The following is a 19,351-nucleotide window of genomic DNA, read 5'->3' on the forward strand; positions in this document are numbered from 1 at the left end:
TTTATCGGAACAGATAGTTTCAGTTATGAAGTATGTGACGGCGGTAGCCCTGTAGCTTGTGACAGTGCAGATGTAACTATTCAGGTAATTCCTGTAGAGGATTCACTCGAGAATGAAGCTCCAATAGCTAATGACGACACGAATATTACAGAAAGTGGTGTTCCGGCTACGGGCAATGTACTGGTTAACGACTTTGATCCTGATGGAGATGAGTTGACAGTAACTGGCAATACACAGCCCAATAATGGTAGTGTAATAGTAAATCCTGATGGGACTTATACTTATACTCCAGAATCTGGTTTTGTAGGAGAAGATAGATTCGAATACACGGTATGTGATAATGGTGATCCATCCTTATGTGCAACAGGAACTGTCACAATAGAAGTAACTCTTGATTTAGGAAATAGTACTGTAGCTAATGATGATGCTTACTTTACATTGCTAGATGAAGTTATAAATGAAAATGTATTGGATAATGATTTTGATCCTGAAGGTCAAGTACAGACTGTAGATACTAGTGTTACACCTGTAAATGGTCCGACAAACGGAACGCTTACAATCAATTCAGATGGTACATTTACTTATACACCTAATGCAGGTTTTGTAGGTACTGATCAATTTACATATCAAGTTGTAGATTCAGGAGCTCCTGTAGCAACAGATATAGCAACGGTTTACATTTCTGTTAGGGATGCTAATTTGATTCCGCCACCACCGCTTGTCTCAGGATTAGCTCTTGAAAAGGTAGGAGTGTTTAATGATGAAAATGGAGATCAAAGACCACAAGTGGGAGAAACTATCACATATACATTCACGGTTTATAATACAGGTGAAGTTGCCATCTCAGATCTAGTGATTGAGGATCCATTAGTTGAAGTTAGTGGAGGTCCAATTGATTTAGAGCCAGGAGAAATTGATGCTACAACTTTTACAGCAGTATATTCTATAAATCAAGCAGATATTGAACAATTATTTGTAGAGAATCAGGCATTTATTAGTGGTGTGCTACCTGATGGAGAAATTATTGAAGACTTGTCTGATGATCCAAATAATGATGACAATGTGGATGTAAATGAAAATGGTAATCCTGATGATGTTACTATTACAATTATCCCTAATGTGTTAGCAGATGGAGATATCATTATTTACAATGTGATGACTCCTAATGGTGATGGTCTTAATGATATTTTTATGATTGAAAATATTGATAGATATCCTGACAATAAAGTTCAGATCTTTAACAGATGGGGAGTTGAAGTTTACAGTACTGAAGGTTATAGTATAGATAACGGAAATGTATTTAGTGGTTTCTCTGATGGCCGTGCAACGGTAAGAAGAGGTGAGCGCTTGCCTACAGGAACGTATTACTATGTAATTGAGTATGCAGATCCAACAACGGGTGCAGTGCGAAATAAAGCTTCATTCCTTTACATTAATTAATAAAGATTACTCAATGAGTACTTATAATAAAAGACTTATAATGATGAAAAGAAATTTGAGTAAGTTGCTGCTGCTGGTTCTATTATTAATCGCAGCTTCAGGCTATAGTCAGCAAGATCCTCAGTATACGCAGTATATGTATAATCCTTTGGTTATAAACCCAGCTTATGCAGGTAACCGTGGGGTTACGAGTATTGTGTTACTGCACCGCAGTCAATGGGTAGGTCTTGATGGGGCTCCTAGAACTCAGAACCTATCGGTACATAGTCCTATAGGGCTAGGTAAAGTAGGTATGGGCTTTAGCTTAGTAAATGACGTGTTAGGTCCTGCAAGGGAAACTTATTTTAATACAGATTTTAGTTATACTATAGAAACTGGAGCTGAGGGTAAATTTAGTTTTGGTCTAAAGGGGTCTTTACATCTTTTAGATGTAGATTTCAGTAGAACGAACCCGTTTAATACAAACGACCCGTTTTTAATCAATATAGATAACAAGCTTTCGCCAAATGTGGGGGTAGGCGTATTCTATCATGATTCTAAATTTTATGCCGGTTTATCTGCCCCTCAGTTGTTACAGACCGATCATTTTGACCGAAGTGGGTCTCAGGGAGCAGAGACTTTTGTTGCTGAGGAAAACATTCACTATTACGGTTTAGCAGGCTATGTTTTTGATTTAAACAGAAATGTAAAGTTTAAGCCTTCAACCTTAGTTAAAATGGTAGCGGGAGCGCCTCTTTCAGTAGATGTGAACGCAAACTTTATGTTTTATGATAAGCTTACATTGGGAGCTTCTTATCGCTGGAGTGCAGCATTGAGTGGTTTAGTAGGATTTCAAGTAAATGACGGATTGCTTATAGGTTTTGCTTACGATCGTGAGACTACAGATCTTGGAAATGCGACTTATAATAACGGAACTTATGAACTGTTTTTACGCTTTGAACTTTTCAAAGAATACAATCGTATGCTAACCCCTCGTTTCTTTTAATAAAACACACCCCTATGAATCTAAAATATTATGGCATTGTTCTTTTAGTATTTGTGCTTAATGCTTCTCAGATAGTAGCTCAAGAGCGTGAAGTCGCTAAAGGAAACAAGAAGTTTAATCAATATGCTTTTGTTGACTCTCAGAAAATTTATTTAAAAGTTGCAGAAGGTGGCTATGAGTCGGCAGATTTGTTTTCTAAGCTTGGTGATAGTTTTTATTATAACGCAGATTATAGCGAAGCAGTAACCTGGTATGATAAGCTCGTAAAAAAGTATGCGGAATCTGTAACACCAGATCAGTATTTTAGATATGCACAGGCTCTAAGAGCTGTAGAACAGTATGATGAATCTGATGAAATGATAGCGCGCTATCAAGAGCTTATGGATGCTGCTGGTGAAGCATATTATGACCCTAATACGATTACCAAAATACGCTCTGAGAGACAAAATTACGAGGTTAATAAATTAAATGTAAATGCTAAAGGGTATTCAGATTTTGCTCCTGCTTTTTATGGAGAAAAATTATTGTTTGCTTCAACGCGTGATACCGGCACTTTTATTAGTCGCATTCATAAATGGAATAATCAACCGTTTTTAGATTTATATGTTGGTTCTATAGATGAGAGTGCACAGGTTAATTCCGTAGAAAAATTAAAAGGAAGCATTAATACAGAATTTCATGAAAGTACGGCCACGCTATCACCTGATGGAGCATCGCTATATTTCACCCGAAATAATTTTACAGCAGACCAATATCGTTCAGATAGTAACAAGACTAATAAACTGAAACTTTACAAAGCAGTAAAAGGAGCAGGAGATAGTTTTGAGAATGTAGTTGAACTTCCCTTCAATGATAATGATTTTTCTACAGCGCACCCTGCGGTATCTCCAGATGGTAAGATTTTATATTTTGCTTCAGATCGCCCGGGGACTTTCGGAGAGTCTGATTTATGGAAAGTAGCAATCAATGAAGATGGTAGCTATGGCGAAGTAGAAAATCTAGGAGCTACTATAAATACACCAGGTCGAGAGACGTTTCCATTTATAGATAAAACCGGTAAGCTTTACTTCTCTACAGATGGTAGAGGAGGACTGGGAGGTCTTGATGTCTATATTTATGATTTTGAGAAGAATATGCTTTCTAATATTGGAGCACCTATAAACAGTACTAAAGATGACTTTACGTTTGTTTATGACACCGATTCAGGTAAAGGATTTTTTGCCTCTAACAGAGCTAATGATCCATTAGACGATGATATTTATAGCTTTATACGTAAAGCTTGTGAGAGTATTTTAACAGTAAATGTTATTGATAAAGAAACAAAAGAACCTTTAAATGGAGCTTTAGTTGGAGTTCGTGATTTAGAAAATGAGCTTTTAATTTCAGGAGAAGCTGTAGCGCCTGATGCTACTTTTATTTACGAAGATCCAGATTGTGGTGAAGAGTATTTTGCACGTGCAGAAATGAAAGGTTATACTACGGCAGAAAAGCTGGTAGCAATACCTGAAGAATCTAGTGATGTAAACGTGATCATAGAGCTTGAAAAAGCGACTACCAGTATTCCTCCTAATTTTGATCTAGGTAAGTTGATCAATCCAATTTATTTTGATTTTGATAAGTCTTATATCAGGCCTGATGCAGCTGTAGAACTTGCAAAGATTATCGAGATTTTAAAAGAATATCCTGAGCTACATATTGATGTTAGATCACATACAGATAGCCGCGGTAACGATGCATACAACTTAGCTCTTTCAGAAAGACGTAACCAGTCTACTATAGATTATATTATTAATGAAGGCGGTATAGCTTCAGAACGTTTAACGGGTCGTGGCTATGGCGAGACACAATTGCTTAATAAATGTAGCAACGGTGTTAAATGTAGTGAAGAACAACATCAGCTCAACAGACGCAGTGAGTTTATCGTTCAAGATTATTAATTAAGCATCTACATAACAAAACCCCAAAAAAGCCTTCTAATTTAGAAGGCTTTTTCTATTGTTAAGGCTTTAAGGTATTTGTACATTTACAATCAAAAATAATTTATGAAAGAAGAATTAGTGATTCTCGTTGATGAAAACGATCAGCAAGTAGGTTTGATGCCAAAAATTGAGGCTCATGAAAAAGCCTTATTGCACAGAGCTTTTTCTGTATTTGTTTTCAACAGCAAAAAGGAATTGATGATTCAGCAGCGAGCGTTTCACAAATATCATTCACCGGGTTTATGGACGAATACCTGCTGTAGTCATCAGCGTGAAGGAGAATCTAATATAGATGCCGGTAGAAGACGTTTGATGGAAGAAATGGGCTTTACTGTAGATTTAGAAGAAAGTATTTCTTTTATATACAAAGCTCCTTTTGATAACGGACTTACCGAACATGAATATGACCACATTCTATTAGGTGATTTTGAAGGAGAACCAGATTTGAATCCAGATGAAGTAGCTGCCTGGAAGTGGATGTCCCTTGAAGCCATACAAGAAGATATGAATGTTCATCCTGAAATTTATACAGAGTGGTTTAAAATCATTTTTGAAAAATTTTATAATCACATAGAACAATGAAAGTAACGGTAAGTCGTAAAGCCCATTTTAACGCTGCCCATAGACTTTACAGGTCAGAATGGGATGATGCTAAAAACTTAGAAGTTTTTGGGAAATGCAGTTATCCTAATTATCACGGGCATAATTATGAACTTATTGTTGCTGTAACCGGAGAGATAGATCCTGAGACTGGTTTTGTAATTGATCTTAAGATCTTAAAAGATATCATCAAGTCTGAAGTAGAAGATCCATTTGATCATAAGAATCTTAATTTAGACGTTTCGGAATTTGCAGAGCTAAATCCTACTGCTGAAAACATCTGTGTGGTGATCTACAATAAAATGAGAAAAAAACTTGAAGCTGAGTTTGAGATTGAAGTGACTCTTTATGAAACTCCGCGTAATTTTGTAAGCTATAATGGCAAATAAAGCTTCAACGCTCGATGCCATTTAAAATGAATTTGACTAATAAAAAATTATTAATTAAAAAACGCCCTCGTGGTTATTAGAAAAAATATGAGCAATTCTGTTTATCCATTAACATTCAAGCCTGTTCTTAAAGAGAAGATTTGGGGAGGTCAAAAACTAAATGAAATCTTCGGAAAAGGCGATAGCGCTACTGCAAAAGTAGGCGAGAGCTGGGAGATTGCAGATCTTGAAGAAGGTCAGAGTATTGTAAAGGAAGGAGCTTTAGAAGGAAAGACTTTAAATGAAGTGATAGTTTCTAATCCTGAAGGATTTTTAGGTAAAAAGGTCCATGATGTTTTTGGATCCCATTTTCCATTACTCATAAAGTTTATTGATGCTGCTAGCGACCTTTCAATTCAGGTGCATCCTACAGATGAGACTTCACCTACAGGAGTAGGTAAAACTGAAATGTGGTATATTATGCAAGCTGATGAAGGTGCAAAGTTAACAGTAGGTTTTAATACTAAAATAACAAAAGAGGAGTACGATGAGCGTATAGATAATCTTACAATCGAAGAGGTGATGGATGAGCACGTTGTAGAAGAAGGAGATTCTTTCTTTATCAATGCTGGGCGCATTCACGCAATTGGTGGCGGTGTTTTATTAGCTGAAATTCAGCAGACATCAGATGTGACTTATCGTGTTTACGATTATAATCGTAAAGATGACAATGGTAATTTACGTGACTTACACGTTAAAGAATCAAGAGAGGTTTTAGATTTTGAAACGACTCAGGACTTTAAATTAGATTACGATCGTAGTGCTAAAAATGAGGCACAGGTTGTTAAACATCATACGTATTTTAAAACTGATTGGGTAAATATTCAAGAGCAGGTTTATTCTGTTGAAAGAACAGATTCTTTTACAATCATCATTGTTGTTTCAGGTACAGTTAAGTTTTCTGATGGAGCTATAAACGGAACGCTATCTTCTGGAGAGACCTTATTAATTCCTGCTGATACTAAAGCGGTTCAGTTAGAGGCTGATAATTGTAAGATTCTAGAAGTTTATCTATAACAGCTGAGATAATTAAGCGTACTTTTGCGCAAAATTTATATTATGGCAAATATTAGAGACCTTAAAAAAGGCATAAACTTTGTTTTAGGAGATATAATTGATGCAGTGTACATCTGGGAGGCAATTAATCCAAAAGAAGATCACAGCAAGTCTGAAGCAATTATTGATGATGCTATCGTAACCTTTGATGACTTGATCGCAAAAGTTAATGATAATAAAGTAGAAAATCGCAGCAAGCATCTTAAAGCAGTTAGTGCTGAGTTAGAAGAGCGTGGTAAAGCTTTAATAGATCGTGTAAACGCTTTGTAGTTTTTATTAAAACTATCACTTAAAAAAGCCTCGTGTATTTCTACACGAGGCTTTTTTAGGTGATAACTTACTTGTTCTACTCTTCTGTGTAGGTAGTGTCGGTTACAGTAGTAACCATTTCTTTTTCTGCAGTTTTGCGCTCTTTGATATAATCTTTTAGAGCACTACCATATTTAGATTTTTTGATTTTCGGTTTAAGAGAATTGTAAATAGTATCTAGATATTTTACGTTCGCATCAAAAATTTCAGAAACAGCTAAATATGGAGCAACCTCATAATCTTTATTACTAATTGCAAAATTGACTGTATATAAGTATTTGCGTTTAGTTAGATTCTGCAGTTGATTATCATAGTATAAAATAGAATCTTCTACGGCATCTTTTCGAACTTCAAAGCTTTTCTTGATCAAGTCTAAATTTTGATCATTAAAGCGGTGGATAATTTTAGTATACTCATCTAGTTTTAGTTGATTTTCAGATCCGGTAATTGCTGCCTGACTTTCAAAGTTTTTCAGAGAAGTATTTAAGGTCATTTCGCCAGGTTCAGCAAAAATAATAATGCGATCATCGTACTCATAGGCATCCACTTTTTCTAAAGTTAAATACACGATTTGAGGTTCTTTCAAATCAGCTATAAATTCAAATTCAGAGTTACCGTCTACTACCAGACTGTCTAAAGTCACGAGTGTTGTATCTTCAATCTTTTGAAGATATATGGTTCCTTTCTTTAAACCGTTTATTTTACCGGTCAACTTAAAGTCTCCTTCTTTACTACAGCTCGTTACTAAGAATAATCCAATGAGGCTTAGAAGCGCTAATTTTGTTCGCATTTTAAATGTTTTGTTTGCTGCAAATATGCCTAAAATCTTTTTTAAAAGCTAATGCATCTATCCTTTAGCAAGACTTTTATTAAAACAGTTTAAGATAAGCCTGATGAGCTAAAGAGTTTGTGGTTTTTAGATCTTGCTAAGATTTCGATAATTTTTTAAAGGATTTATTCTTTAATAAATGAAACTATATTTTTTATCAATTCAGAAGAAATTGCTCTGTATGGTTCGTTGTAGGATTTTGAATTCTCAAGATCATCTCCTTCAATTTCTTTTAGAACGTGATTCATGTTTTTTATAAGAACTAGTTTAGCTTCAGGTCTTACTGTCTTGAGTAATTCTGATTGTTCTTGAGGGATTTGTAAGTTCTTAGTTCCCTGTATGAGTAGTATAGGTAGATTAAGTTTAGTTATAATTTCTGAAGGGTCATAACTTACCCAACTTTTCATAAAAGGTTGAACAGAAGGTTTGAAAATAGATATTAAACCCTGACTGTAATTTTTTGATTTTCCGGTTTCTTTAAGGTCTTTAAATGCTTGTTTTGCATTCTCTACAAGTCCGGGGGCTTGTAATTCAAGTTGACTTATTATGAGCTTATCTATAGGTTGCCCCATTCCGGCAATTGAAACAATTTTAGCAACTTCAATTTCTTCAGCAGCCAGCATTGCGACTAATGATCCTTGAGCATGACCTATAAGTATAATTGAAGTATATTTTTCTTTGAAGAATTTTACAATATCTACTGCGTCGTTAACAAAGTCATCAAATCGCAAACTCTCTTCCCGAAGCGTATTTTGAAGAATAAGAGGTATTAAACGTTTATCATATCTGAATGTAGAAATACCTTCATTGGAGATTCCTTCAGCTAAAAACTTCAAGCTGTTGCTTTGCATGTTTCTCTGATTTCCATCTCGATCAGTAGCACCAGAATCTGGAATAATAATTGCTAATGTATCTGATTTGATATTTTGCTCTAATAAAGTACCCGAAATTAGATGATTCACTCTTATGTTAGACTCAATAAGACTTTGAGAGTGTAAAGTGTTTAAGAAAAGAATAAAGCACAAGAAAACTGCTAAACGCATAGTGTATTTAATTATTATGAGGAATGTTGTACTGCTTGAAGAGTTCCGCAATTTTTTCAGGCTGCTGAGTTCCCAGAAGTAACTCATTACCGTCATTAAATATGAGTTGAATACCTCTGTTTCCTTTTGTGGTTAGTGCTTTCCTTTTAGTAAAAGAAATTCGGTAACCCCAACCTCCATATTCGCGAATAGGATTATACTTTCTTATCGTTGCACTTTTTATTTCTTTCCAGGACTTAAATCTCGATTTGATATGGAAAGGAACAAATCTATAGGTAATTCCTTTTTCATTGATGGTAGTTTCTAGCTTAAAGATGTACCAGAATCCTAAGAACAAACTTAAAATCACGAATATGCTTAGTATTACAGAAGCAATCTCAAAGCGCGATAATTTTAACGTATCCCAGTCCATAATTAATGGACTTACTGCAATAGCTAAGATTACAATCAGCAAAAGTCTTAGCCACCATTGATCAAAACGTTGTACTTCATTAAAAGATTTCATAATAGAATTGCTTCTTAATTTTATAAGATAAAAACTAACGCAAAGGTATAAAGATAATCAACCCAATATGCCCTTAAAAACGTAAGTTAAACTTAAATGTTTTAGATGTAAAGTCTGAGTTTTACTAAAAAATCTTTAAATATTAAATGTTTTACTATCAGGGATGTATTAATATACATTTAGCATTGATTGCTGATAAGGTTTTTAAAGTCTTATAAAGGTTTAAATTTGCTAAAAATATTCTGATGAGAACTATACTTTTAAGTCTTTTACTATTGGTTTTAAACACTGCAATTCTTAAAGCAGATGACTGGGGGAGTAAGGGACACCGTGCCACAGCAGCAATCGCGACACAATATTTAAACAATAAAACCCAGAGAGAGATTAAAAAATTACTGGGTGAAGAAACTTTAGTGGTTATTTCTACATACGCTGACGAAGTAAAAAGTTATGATGAGTATAGAAAGTATGGTAGCTGGCATTATGTAAATATAGCTCCGGGACTTTCTTATGCTGAAGCAGAGCATAATAAATACGGGGATATCGTTATGGGAATAGAGAAATGTAAAGATGTATTGACTTCAGAAACTGCTTCTAAAGAGGATAAGGTTTTTTACCTTAAACTCTTGGTTCATTTTATAGGTGATTTGCACCAGCCTTTACATTTAGGGCACGCAGATGACAAAGGAGGAAATGACTTTCAAGTGCGTTGGTTTAATGACGGTACTAATTTACATTCACTGTGGGATTCTAAAATGATAGAAAGTTATGGAATGTCTTATAGCGAACTTGCTGAGAATTATGGTTCAGTGTCTAAAGCCCAATATAGAGAACTAACTAAAGGAAATATCCTTGATTGGGTAGCTGAGGGTCAAGATCTTGCAGAAATGGTATACAATTCTGCTGAAATAGGAGCAAAGTTAAGTTACAGATATCAAGCAGACCATATAGGAATTGTACAAAACCAACTCCAAAAAGGTGGAGTGCGTCTTGCTTCTGTTTTAAATGAGATATTTGGTTAAGAACGAATTTAAGTTCTCTAAGCCATATTATTTTTAATACTTACTAGGTTATAAGAAATAATCGCATCAATTAATTAGAGCTTACCAAAAACTTTTTACTTATCAGCAGACACGTGTGCATCTTTATATTGCTTTGGGGTAGATTCACAATACTTTTTAAAAATACGGGTTAGGTGGCTTTCATCAGTGAAACCTAATTGTAATGCTATTTGAGATACTGTAAAGTCTGAATTTAAAAGTCTGTCTTTAGCAATTTCAAGTTTATAAAGTAAAATATAATTGTGAAGTGAGTTGCCAGTTTCTTTCTTGAAGTAATTACTCAGCGTACTACTTGTTATGTGAAAGTGTTTTGCAATCACAGAAATTTTGAGCATACTCGAATCATAAATATTGTAACGTATATAAGCATAAATCTCATCTATACGCTCTTTCTTTTTTGACTGACTATAGCCGGAACTTTCTGGATTTGTTTCTGTTATATTTCTTGCTAAAACACTTAATATAGTACTAACCATATTAGCTATTATCTGAAGATGATATTGCTCTTTATTTGTATTCTCTTTACGTATAAAGAAAAGAATCCTCCAGATGAGATCTCGTTCTTCAATAGACTTAAGCGCTTCTTGAAATCTTCTTTTAGGATGATTTAATATAAATTCACTACGCCTCAGCCAGTATTGTTTGTCTGGGAGGCTAACTTTACTTGAAAATAGAAGATCTGTGAATTTAAAAATTATGAAAGTTGTTGTTTCATGAATTTTAATTTGAGGCACTTCATTTTTATTAAAAATGAAAATATCACGACTTTTAAAAGCTGTAACTTTTCCGTCAAGATTAATTCTCCCGCTTCCGTCTTCAATAAAAATTATCTGAAAATATAATTCATTATTGAACCCAGAATCCCATCTTGAAGTAGAAAATCGATTTATTATAAAAATGTCTTGCCAGTTTAACTGCGTCATGGCATTGTAAGTTTAGATTTTGTTGTAGCATCAGGGGAAACTATATGTCTTAAGGGGGAATTAAAAGTTACAGTATTATAAGTGAATTATTACAGATAGAACTTATTTAACAAAAAATTAAGCAATATAAAACTTATGTATTATACAAATAAGAAATCTAAAAGAATGCTAAACGATCAATTTAACTCGTATTAACTAATATAGTTAGAAATACACTTATGATAGGTTAATTTTTTAAAAATCAGTTATTTAACAAAATTTTGTGTTAAACAACTGGGATTTATAGTCAACTAAAATTTTGAGATTTATAAGAAACTACTTAAAATATTCTAGGAGACAATGAACTTCAGTTCATTACGATAAGTAGAAGGAGTTTTGCCAGTAAATTTTTTAAATTGTTTATTGAAGTGGCTAAAATTATTAAAACCACTTTCAAAACAAACATCTGTAATACTTATAGGTTTTTCATGGAGTAATTTTGCGGCGTGTACTAGGCGATATTCGTTTACAAACTGTGTGAAGGTTTTTCCAGTAATTTTTTTGAAATACCTGCAAAAAGCTGGTACGGTCATACTCACCAATTCAGAAATTTCTTCGAGAGTGATTTGTCTTTTAAACTCTTCTTTTACAAAGTTAAAGATAATATTGATTCGATTATTGTCTTGTAATTCAGTTTCTAAAATGAACCCTTGAGCATTGAGTACGGTATACTTATCTGCCACTTCCAAGAGTTTTAAGATTTCAAGTAATCCCAATAAGCGCTCATAATTAGATACAGTCTTCAGGGCTTCAATTTTTGACCCTACATCCCTTTTTAATTCACCGTGAAAAACAATACCCATTTTAGCACGTTCAAATAACGCTTTTATACTTCGCATTTCAGGAATATTAAAAAAAGATTCTCCTAAGAAATCTGGGCGCATTTGTATAACGGTTTCTCGCTCATAATTATTTAGTGAGTCTGTAAAGCCGCAATGAGGTAAATTAGAACCAATTAATATGAGTTCACCATTTCTATAGTAAGATATGTGACTACCTACTTGTCGCTTACCCGTACCGCCTTTTACGTAAACTAATTCAAGTTCAGGATGATAATGCCAGAAATTGTGGTTGTTATTTTCGTGATTTTCATCATAGGTGCGATATGAAAATGAACTACCAAAACCGGGTTCAATCTTTTCAAATGCTGGTTTTGGAGATTTAATCATGGGCTTGCGTGTTAGTTTAGTATAAAGTTAGACAAGCATTTAACTTATGACTTATGCTATATTAACCTAAATATGTATAGTTTTCGCAAAAGTAAACAAAAAGATATATGCGAAGTTAAAATAGAACATAATTTTGCACATTGGGTTCTATTCTAAGGTGAATTACCGCCATATATTTGTAGTGTGAATAAATTAAATCACTCACAAAAAAACAAACCTATGAAAACAAGTATAAAAACTTTGGTATTAGCATTGACATTTACTTTTAGTTTAAATGCTAGTGCAGCAGACGGAATAGCAGTGACTGTTAACGAGAATTTTATGGTTCAAGTTGAATACACAAATGCAATTGAAGGAGCTCAGATTTACCTTGAGGATGTTGACGGAGAACGTTTATATACTGAGTATGCTGGTACTGTAGCTAACGATACAAAAACGTTAAGTTTAGAAGAGCTTCCTGTAGGAAAGTACTATCTTATCTATGAAGACGATTATGCTAAATCTTACACTACAATAAAAAAAGAGTTTAAAGGCTTAGATATCGTAAAAGACGAGAGTAAAACAGTTTTTAAACCAAACTACAGAGTTCAGGATAATATCGTAATGATTTCTTTTACAAATCCTAAAGAAGTAAAAACGACAACCCGTGTATATGATGAGAGTGGTTCTATCATAGAATCTCTTTCAGATCATAACCTGGTAGTTAAACAAGCTCTTAACTTTCAAGAATTACCTGCTGGTAACTATAGAATAGGAGTATCTGTAGGTAAAGATTATTTCTCAAAACAAATTGAGATCAAGTAGGAAATACGACAATTTTAAAAAGCCTTTGCTTAACAGCAAGGGCTTTTTTTATGCGGTTAAATAAAAATAGGCCCAATACATCAAACCAAATTGTAGAAAGACTCTTCCCCATAGTACCCAAGAAGGTAAATTAAGACCTGCTTTTTTAGAAGACAACATATAAAAATGAACTAGCAAAAAAACGGTAAGCATTATAATAATTAGCCAGATCGCTAAATTCTTTGTTTCTGAAAAGCATAATCCAACTCCAAGAAGTATTTCGGCAAAACCGCTGAGATAAACTAAGCTCTTATGAGCCGGTAAATATCTTGGCATAATACGCATATAAGCTCTAGGTTTTATAAAATGCATTATACCGGCAATTATATACATTGCCGCCATCAGGTAAAGATGCCAAGAGTAAATCATAGATCAAATTTCTTTTAAATGTAGACAAAAAAACAACCAATTCATTACGCTTGAATTATCTGTTATCTAATTTGCTTATTCTATTTCTAGAAAAGAAGCTGGCTTTGTAAAACTTGAATCTGAGGCTTTTGTGAATTTTAAATTACTCAATATTGCGTGTCCTATAGGCTCGCCAAATAAGCCTGCTGATTGAGACCAATTGTAAAAATCCCAAGTTGTAGCAATTGGTATTCCGTTTATCTCCTTGTAATTAGAATATACAATTGCGTGTGGGGAGCTTTCTGCCTTTTCAATTGGTTTATTGCCAAAAGTAACTATATACCCGGCAGCGTGGATGGTGTGATCATTATTTAAATAACCTACATACCAATCATCGGGAGAGTCTCCGGTACCCGATTCAAAGGTGAGTTTGAAACTTTCATATTGACTTCCGTCCAATTCTGGAGTTTCAAGGGGAGTTAAGTGTGTACCGGGATCAGCTAATTTATAAGGGAATGCAAAGAAATAAGCCCAGGTAAATATGTCGAAACGAGCATTAGCTGAATTTGCCTCCTTTGGAGTTAGATAAACGCTTTCGCCATCATAAATAAGACTACTTCCGTCTGTTTTATCAATACGTATTTTACTGCTATTTGTTAGAAGTGTAACCTTTGCGTCTAAACGATTAACACCTCCAAAATCGAGATTGATATTAAAACGTATAGTTTCTTTAGATAAAAACGCGTCATTTTGGTGAGCTGTTGCTATAGTTTGAGAAACTGCATCCTCAAGAGATGGAGCGCCACCGCCTATTCCTTGGTTTTGTTCTATCGGAATTTGACTTTGCTCAGTATCTGTATTTTCTGGGTTAGCTTTTTTGCATTGAATTAGGAGCAAACCCAATACGAGTAGTGAAAATAGTTTTTGCATAATACCTGATTAGTTTTATGATTTAGTAGCTAAACTAAATTAAACTTACAGGTGGTACTGGCAATAACTCAAGTGGTCATATCCTAATGAATTTCTTTAGGTACTTTAAGCTGAGCAGTAAAGAGTTTAAATGCCTTTAGTGATTCGGGTTGTACAGCTAAAGGATCGATTTTTATTTTCTTCTCACTTCCTTCAATAACATAATCTCCTGCTTTATTTCGGTAAAAACGCTTAACAGTATTAATGGGAATAGCTTTTTTGAAAAAAATTCGTTGTTTAACTATTTCGCCATCAGTTACAGTAAGATACTGATATTTGTGATTGAAATAATATTGAGTAAAATAATATAAGGCCAAGACCAGCATTGCATAATCAAACCAATTGATAGGTTCTTTGATGAAAAATTTAGATAGTACAAGAATAACCCAAGTTATACCTATGATAAGATTCATATAAACCCTTCGTTTTTTAAATAATAATTGCATTAAATTAAGATTGGTATATTGTTAAACCAAGATGTTAGTTTTCTAATTTTAAGAAAATAGTTGAACAATAAGATTAATTTTCAACAAGTTGGGATGTTGAAAAAAGATAAGATCCCTTTTCAAGAGCAATTTAAATCAATTTCGAATGAAATTATTACGGAATTCCTTACTAGCCAAGGTTTTTGATGAAATTATAAATGGATCATTTAAAAAAAGCAACACTTATAGGGACTTGTTTCTCGTCTAATTTATTAAAATCTTCAATGAAGCTTATTTTATTTAAAAAAGCAAGAGTGTTAGAAATGCTTAGACAAAGAGCGTCTAAGATGTCATCTCTTTTTACACCTTTACGTTTAGTTTCCTTAAGGGCCTTGTTGTAGAATTTATCAATATTAGGTTTATACTGTTTTAAAATAGAGAGGCGTTGAGCTATACCTTTTTGATCAGATTTTTTAGAGAGAACTAGTTGGGCTTCGTTGAGGTATTTAAAACAAATCTCAGGGTGACTTTCTAATAAATCAATAGAATGTTTATTGGTAATAATATAGGTATCAACTTCTTGAATTTTGTCTTTAATATTTAAGGTTTGCTCAGAGAGGCTTTTACCTTCGATTTGAATATTCAATTCTTTAGCTTTTGCTCTATCTGATTCATATACTGCAGGTCTACACGGAGCATTAAAAACAGTTGATCTTCTAGAACTGAGCTCAGAACGTAGCTTTGCATCAATTGTTCTGGTAAAGTTTTTAGATGATAAACCAATAGGAATATCAATAAAAAACCGAGCTTTTTGATTTTTGAATAGCTCTGGAAGTTCTTCAATTTTTCTAATAAGATAATACTCAAACTTTGATTCAGATTGAGTGATTACAATCCATCCATATTTACAGCCATCTATTCCTCCTAAAATCATAAAAAATCTTTTCTGCAAAATATAGATAATACAATATATAAGTTGAGCTATCTAGTACTTGAAGTTTCAACTTTTTGCGAGTCAAAATAATTCTCGGCAATAGAGCGCATTTGTAGTCGACCGGCTATTATGTCATTTATTTCAAGCCAAACTTCTTCAGAAATCAAATTTTTAAGAGGTTGTTTTATTTGTGTGATTTTTGAAAAAACAGCGTTTACCTTTGCATCCCATTCTTTTGAAAAGTGAAGCAAGTCGTCTGGATAAACGGTCTTTCTTTCGGTACCTTCATCAATAGCTGTAAAAGGGCTGGTCACATTCAAATACCCATAATCATCAGTAAGTTCTTCGCCCGGATAGATGTCTCTCACGGCAACTTCAAAATCATAAGCAGTGCTTATACAATTAGATTTAAAGCTGTGATTTACAAAACGGCCATTATCCCAGCAAAGTACAAGGTTTCCTGCTTTGTTTCTATAGGTATAGGTTTCTAAAATAGTTTGATAAAGCGGATCTAATTTATCAAAATCAGCAGGTGTGAAATCACGGTCTAATTTATCCAAAGCCCATGTTATAGTTCCGGCAGGGATAAATTGTGTAGCAACAACACCGTGACCTACGGTCTCACTTATAAATCGAATTTCTGTATGTGGGTGAATCATATATGTATGTTTTCAATTAATAAATATCATTATTAGGCTTGACTAAAAGCCATCTAATGTAATTACTATTTCAATTGAAAATTCATAATAATTCAGCCTGCACTAAAAATCTATAAAGTAGTGCTAAAAGTGAAAATCCTTAGGTTTATAATGTTTAGACAAACTCTTCAGCGAGTTTAATTCTCCCGCCTTTTTCGAAGATTTTGTCTTTCATCAGATCAAAAGCATCAGGATCTAGTGCGCGGGTTGCATCTTCATATAAGGTTACTTTAAAACCTTCTTCTAAAGCATCTAAAACCGAATAGCTCACGCAAAACTCTGCTGCAAGACCGCAAAAGTGTAACGAGGTAATTCCCTTTCCTTTTAAGTAACCGGCAAGACCGGTTGACTTTTTATGCGTATTGTCATAAAAACCACTGTAGCTGTCAATTTTAGGGTCTGTTCCTTTTCTAAATATGGCTTCTATTTTAGCAGCATTCATATGTGGGTGAAAATCGGCACCATCAGTTGTTTGGATACAATGCACCGGCCAAAGAGTTTGCTCAACCCCATCAATTAGAGTAGTCTCAAAGTCTTCTTTATCGTGATGATTATCTGCAAAACTAGAGTGATTTTCAGGATGCCAATCTTGTGTGGCGATGACCAGATCAAATTTCTCCTGTAATTTATTCACTAGTGGAATGATTTGATCGCCGCCGGGAACAGCAAGTGCACCACCGGGCATAAAATCATTTTGCATATCTATTATAATAAGAGCTTTCATAAGTTAAAATTTGGTTGTTTTCTGCTTGCTTAATTTTTTTAAAGATTCGATTAGATGAGCATTTTTAGAACTAATCATAACAGCGCCACAACTAGCCCGAGCCCCATAAATTGCCATTGCACCTCTATTTAGAGGGGTAATTGTATCAATATTTGATGCATTAAGTAGGTCTAATATTTCTTTATGATTTTCTTGCTTTTTTAAGTTCAGAAAATAAGATTGATCAGTATTCAAAACAAAAAATATTTTACAATCTGCTGTATTCTTTTTTATACGGGACTTAGTGTTCTTTACTTCTGTTTTAATCCGTGTATGCTCTCCAACCCCGGCACAAATACCAGTTATAAATGAATAGTTAAACTTAGCATCAAAAATTATTTTCTCTTTGACTGCTTCTAGCTGAGCGTTTTTATTGTCTAATTTTTGAAAATTGGCCAACCAGGTTTCATTCTCTTCTTGGGTTAAATAATGGTCTGTTTTTTCGCTTTGCGAAAAAGACGACAGTGAAGAGAGTAGAAAAAGAAAAGAAAACAATTTAACGGTCATATGTTTATTTTTTATGCTCGGCAATAAGGCGGTCGCGTTCTTCTTTTAGGCGGTCGCTTATACCTACTTTATAAATATGCGGATTGTCGAAACGCTTGTATTCATCAGGTAATAAAGCCAATTGCTTTTTGCTGAAGTTAGCAATTTCTTCAACAGATTTTTTGGGATGATTGCGCTTTCCGTTTTGCATAACCGGTTTAAGTAAAATTTTCTGCTTTAGCGTTGCGATGTTTAGTTTTTTAAAAGGTTCTACCGGGTGATGCATACGGTCAATATGAGATTCATCAGCCAGACCAATTACATCTGCACCAATTTGCTGACCTTCTTCATTAAAAATTCGATAAACCTGCTTTTTATGGGGTAACGTCACTTTAGAAATACTTTCTGAAATTTTAATACGTGGTTCTCCATTAGCAAAAGAGAGTTTGTAAACACCGTCTAATGCTCCGTCAGGCTTGCCAATAACCAGGTTGGTTCCTACACCATAAATATCTATTGGAGCATTTTGATTCTGTAAACTTTGAATAACATATTCATCCAGCTGGTTGGAGGCAGCGATCTTTACATAGTCCAGACCTGCTGCATCTAGCATTCTGCGGCATTGTTTAGAAAGATAAGCAAGGTCACCGCTGTCTAAACGAATCGCAAGCAGTTTCTGACCTCTTGATTCCATTTCTTTTGCAATGGTAATTGCATTAGGCATTCCGCTTTTTAAGGTGTCGTACGTGTCTACAAGCAATACGCAATTCTTAGGTCTGTTTTCAGCAAAATCTCTAAAAGCAACCAACTCGTCATCATAACTCTGTACAAATGCGTGCGCCATAGTTCCGCTAATGGGAAAACCATAATCCCGACCGGTAATCACATTGCTGCTGCCATTAAAACCGCCTACCATAGCTGCACGTGTTGCGTAATACCCGCCCGGTCCCTGAGCTCTGCGTAATCCAAAATCAAGTAGCGTTTTATTGCCGGATACGTTACGAATACGGCTTGCTTTAGTAGCAATTAGGGTTTGGAAGTTTAAGGTGTTGAGGAGTATGGTTTCAATAATTTGTGCTTCGATCAGATTGGCCTCAACTTGCAAAATAGGAGCGGTAGGAAAAACGATTTCGCCTTCAGCCACAGAATTGATAGTTCCGCGGAAGCGAAAATTCCTTAAATAATTTAAGAATTCCGTTTCAAAATGATGTTGTTTGAGATACTCAATATCCTCATTTGAGAAACGCAAATCTTCTATGATGGAAAGAATTTCTTCTAATCCGGCAAAGATTGCATAACCTCCTTTAAACGGAAGTTTTCTGAAAAAGTAATCAAAAACCGCCTGCTGATTTTGGTTTTTATTGAAATAGACCTGAGCCATACTTAGCTGATAAAGGTCTGTATAGGTAGCAGTAAATTGAAACATTGTAATACTTTGGTTAAGTGAATTTACCAATTTATGTATGAATCCATATCAATTAGGGGTTAAAGAAACGTTAGAAGTTGAGCAGATGTGGGA

At 34.3% G+C, this 19,351-nt stretch carries 22 protein-coding genes; 9 read left to right on the forward strand and 13 right to left on the reverse strand.

Translation table 11 applies throughout. From position 1 onward, the window contains the following. From BUB91_RS16160 to BUB91_RS16190, 7 genes are all read left to right on the forward strand, one after another. On the forward strand, window positions 1–1,440 hold a 1,440-nt coding region (locus BUB91_RS16160), incomplete at its 5' end, for an Ig-like domain-containing protein (protein WP_139250539.1). 40 nt (window positions 1,441–1,480) lie between these two features. After that, window positions 1,481–2,425: a PorP/SprF family type IX secretion system membrane protein gene (locus BUB91_RS16165; protein ID WP_128759389.1), complete on the forward strand. Its 945-nt coding sequence runs from the start codon at window positions 1,481–1,483 to the stop codon at window positions 2,423–2,425. Between the two features lie 14 nt (window positions 2,426–2,439). Further along, a complete protein-coding gene (locus BUB91_RS16170) occupies window positions 2,440–4,362 on the forward strand; it encodes an OmpA family protein (protein ID WP_073100322.1) in 1,923 nt (640 codons plus the stop codon). Between the two features lie 105 nt (window positions 4,363–4,467). Further along, complete coding sequence (gene idi, locus BUB91_RS16175; protein ID WP_073100323.1) at window positions 4,468–4,986, forward strand: isopentenyl-diphosphate Delta-isomerase; 519 nt, start codon at window positions 4,468–4,470, stop codon at window positions 4,984–4,986. Next, window positions 4,983–5,393 (forward strand): 6-pyruvoyl trahydropterin synthase family protein, encoded by a 411-nt coding sequence (locus BUB91_RS16180; protein ID WP_073100324.1) that lies wholly within the window; start codon window positions 4,983–4,985, stop codon window positions 5,391–5,393. Before idi ends, BUB91_RS16180 begins: the two co-directional genes overlap by 4 nt. Window positions 5,394–5,480: 87 nt before the next feature. Continuing rightward, window positions 5,481–6,449 (forward strand): type I phosphomannose isomerase catalytic subunit, encoded by a 969-nt coding sequence (locus BUB91_RS16185; protein ID WP_073100325.1) that lies wholly within the window; start codon window positions 5,481–5,483, stop codon window positions 6,447–6,449. Window positions 6,450–6,491: 42 nt separating this feature from the next. Next, window positions 6,492–6,758, forward strand: coding sequence for a hypothetical protein (locus tag BUB91_RS16190; protein ID WP_073100326.1), 267 nt, complete (start codon window positions 6,492–6,494; stop codon window positions 6,756–6,758). Window positions 6,759–6,834: 76 nt separating this feature from the next. Here BUB91_RS16190 and BUB91_RS16195 read toward each other — a convergent pair whose 3' ends face one another. The 3 genes from BUB91_RS16195 to BUB91_RS16205 all read right to left on the reverse strand — a co-directional run bounded on the left by BUB91_RS16195 (window position 6,835) and on the right by BUB91_RS16205 (window position 9,174). Beyond that, window positions 6,835–7,587 (reverse strand): DUF4369 domain-containing protein, encoded by a 753-nt coding sequence (locus BUB91_RS16195; protein WP_073100327.1) that lies wholly within the window; start codon window positions 7,585–7,587, stop codon window positions 6,835–6,837. A 164-nt stretch (window positions 7,588–7,751) separates the two neighbouring features. After that, window positions 7,752–8,669, reverse strand: a complete 918-nt coding sequence (locus BUB91_RS16200; RefSeq protein ID WP_073100328.1) for an alpha/beta hydrolase — start codon at window positions 8,667–8,669, stop codon at window positions 7,752–7,754. 7 nt (window positions 8,670–8,676) lie between these two features. Continuing rightward, complete coding sequence (locus tag BUB91_RS16205; protein WP_073100329.1) at window positions 8,677–9,174, reverse strand: hypothetical protein; 498 nt, start codon at window positions 9,172–9,174, stop codon at window positions 8,677–8,679. Between the two features lie 245 nt (window positions 9,175–9,419). Here BUB91_RS16205 and BUB91_RS16210 point away from each other — a divergent pair, with 245 nt between their 5' ends. After that, window positions 9,420–10,196 carry a S1/P1 nuclease gene (locus BUB91_RS16210; RefSeq protein WP_073100330.1) on the forward strand — a complete coding sequence of 259 codons (777 nt, stop codon included), beginning with the start codon at window positions 9,420–9,422 and terminating at the stop codon, window positions 10,194–10,196. 95 nt (window positions 10,197–10,291) lie between these two features. Here the strand turns inward: BUB91_RS16210 and BUB91_RS16215 are convergent, their stop codons facing one another. Further along, window positions 10,292–11,158, reverse strand: coding sequence for a helix-turn-helix domain-containing protein (locus BUB91_RS16215; RefSeq protein ID WP_073100331.1), 867 nt, complete (start codon window positions 11,156–11,158; stop codon window positions 10,292–10,294). Between the two features lie 329 nt (window positions 11,159–11,487). After that, window positions 11,488–12,366, reverse strand: a complete 879-nt coding sequence (locus BUB91_RS16220; RefSeq protein WP_073100332.1) for an AraC family transcriptional regulator — start codon at window positions 12,364–12,366, stop codon at window positions 11,488–11,490. A 219-nt stretch (window positions 12,367–12,585) separates the two neighbouring features. Here BUB91_RS16220 and BUB91_RS16225 point away from each other — a divergent pair, with 219 nt between their 5' ends. Then, the gene (locus BUB91_RS16225; RefSeq protein ID WP_073100333.1) at window positions 12,586–13,170 is read left to right on the forward strand and encodes a T9SS type A sorting domain-containing protein; all 585 of its coding nucleotides are present in this window, start codon (window positions 12,586–12,588) and stop codon (window positions 13,168–13,170) included. 48 nt (window positions 13,171–13,218) lie between these two features. On the opposite strand, the gene BUB91_RS16230 is transcribed toward BUB91_RS16225, so the two are convergent. The 8 genes from BUB91_RS16230 to BUB91_RS16265 all read right to left on the reverse strand — a co-directional run bounded on the left by BUB91_RS16230 (window position 13,219) and on the right by BUB91_RS16265 (window position 19,258). Next, window positions 13,219–13,578 carry a DoxX family protein gene (locus BUB91_RS16230; RefSeq protein ID WP_073100334.1) on the reverse strand — a complete coding sequence of 120 codons (360 nt, stop codon included), beginning with the start codon at window positions 13,576–13,578 and terminating at the stop codon, window positions 13,219–13,221. 75 nt (window positions 13,579–13,653) lie between these two features. Further along, entirely contained in the window at window positions 13,654–14,487 is an 834-nt protein-coding gene (locus tag BUB91_RS16235; protein WP_073100335.1) for a hypothetical protein, read from the reverse strand. 83 nt (window positions 14,488–14,570) lie between these two features. Further along, complete coding sequence (locus BUB91_RS16240; RefSeq protein WP_073100336.1) at window positions 14,571–14,939, reverse strand: YdbT family protein; 369 nt, start codon at window positions 14,937–14,939, stop codon at window positions 14,571–14,573. Between the two features lie 235 nt (window positions 14,940–15,174). Beyond that, on the reverse strand, window positions 15,175–15,885 hold the full coding sequence (locus BUB91_RS16245; RefSeq protein ID WP_073100337.1) for a DUF429 domain-containing protein: 711 nt from the start codon (window positions 15,883–15,885) through the stop codon (window positions 15,175–15,177). A gap of 47 nt (window positions 15,886–15,932) precedes the next feature. Continuing rightward, window positions 15,933–16,544, reverse strand: coding sequence for an SET domain-containing protein (locus BUB91_RS16250; protein WP_073100338.1), 612 nt, complete (start codon window positions 16,542–16,544; stop codon window positions 15,933–15,935). 154 nt (window positions 16,545–16,698) lie between these two features. After that, window positions 16,699–17,307 carry a bifunctional nicotinamidase/pyrazinamidase gene (gene pncA / locus BUB91_RS16255; protein ID WP_073100339.1) on the reverse strand — a complete coding sequence of 203 codons (609 nt, stop codon included), beginning with the start codon at window positions 17,305–17,307 and terminating at the stop codon, window positions 16,699–16,701. A 3-nt stretch (window positions 17,308–17,310) separates the two neighbouring features. Beyond that, entirely contained in the window at window positions 17,311–17,853 is a 543-nt protein-coding gene (locus tag BUB91_RS16260; RefSeq protein ID WP_073100340.1) for a hypothetical protein, read from the reverse strand. A gap of 4 nt (window positions 17,854–17,857) precedes the next feature. Next, a complete protein-coding gene (locus tag BUB91_RS16265) occupies window positions 17,858–19,258 on the reverse strand; it encodes a nicotinate phosphoribosyltransferase (protein ID WP_073100341.1) in 1,401 nt (466 codons plus the stop codon). Between the last annotated feature and the right edge of the window lie 93 nt (window positions 19,259–19,351).

This window comes from Leeuwenhoekiella marinoflava DSM 3653 (assembly GCF_900129005.1).
Taxonomy (GTDB): Bacteria; Bacteroidota; Bacteroidia; order Flavobacteriales; family Flavobacteriaceae; genus Leeuwenhoekiella; species Leeuwenhoekiella marinoflava.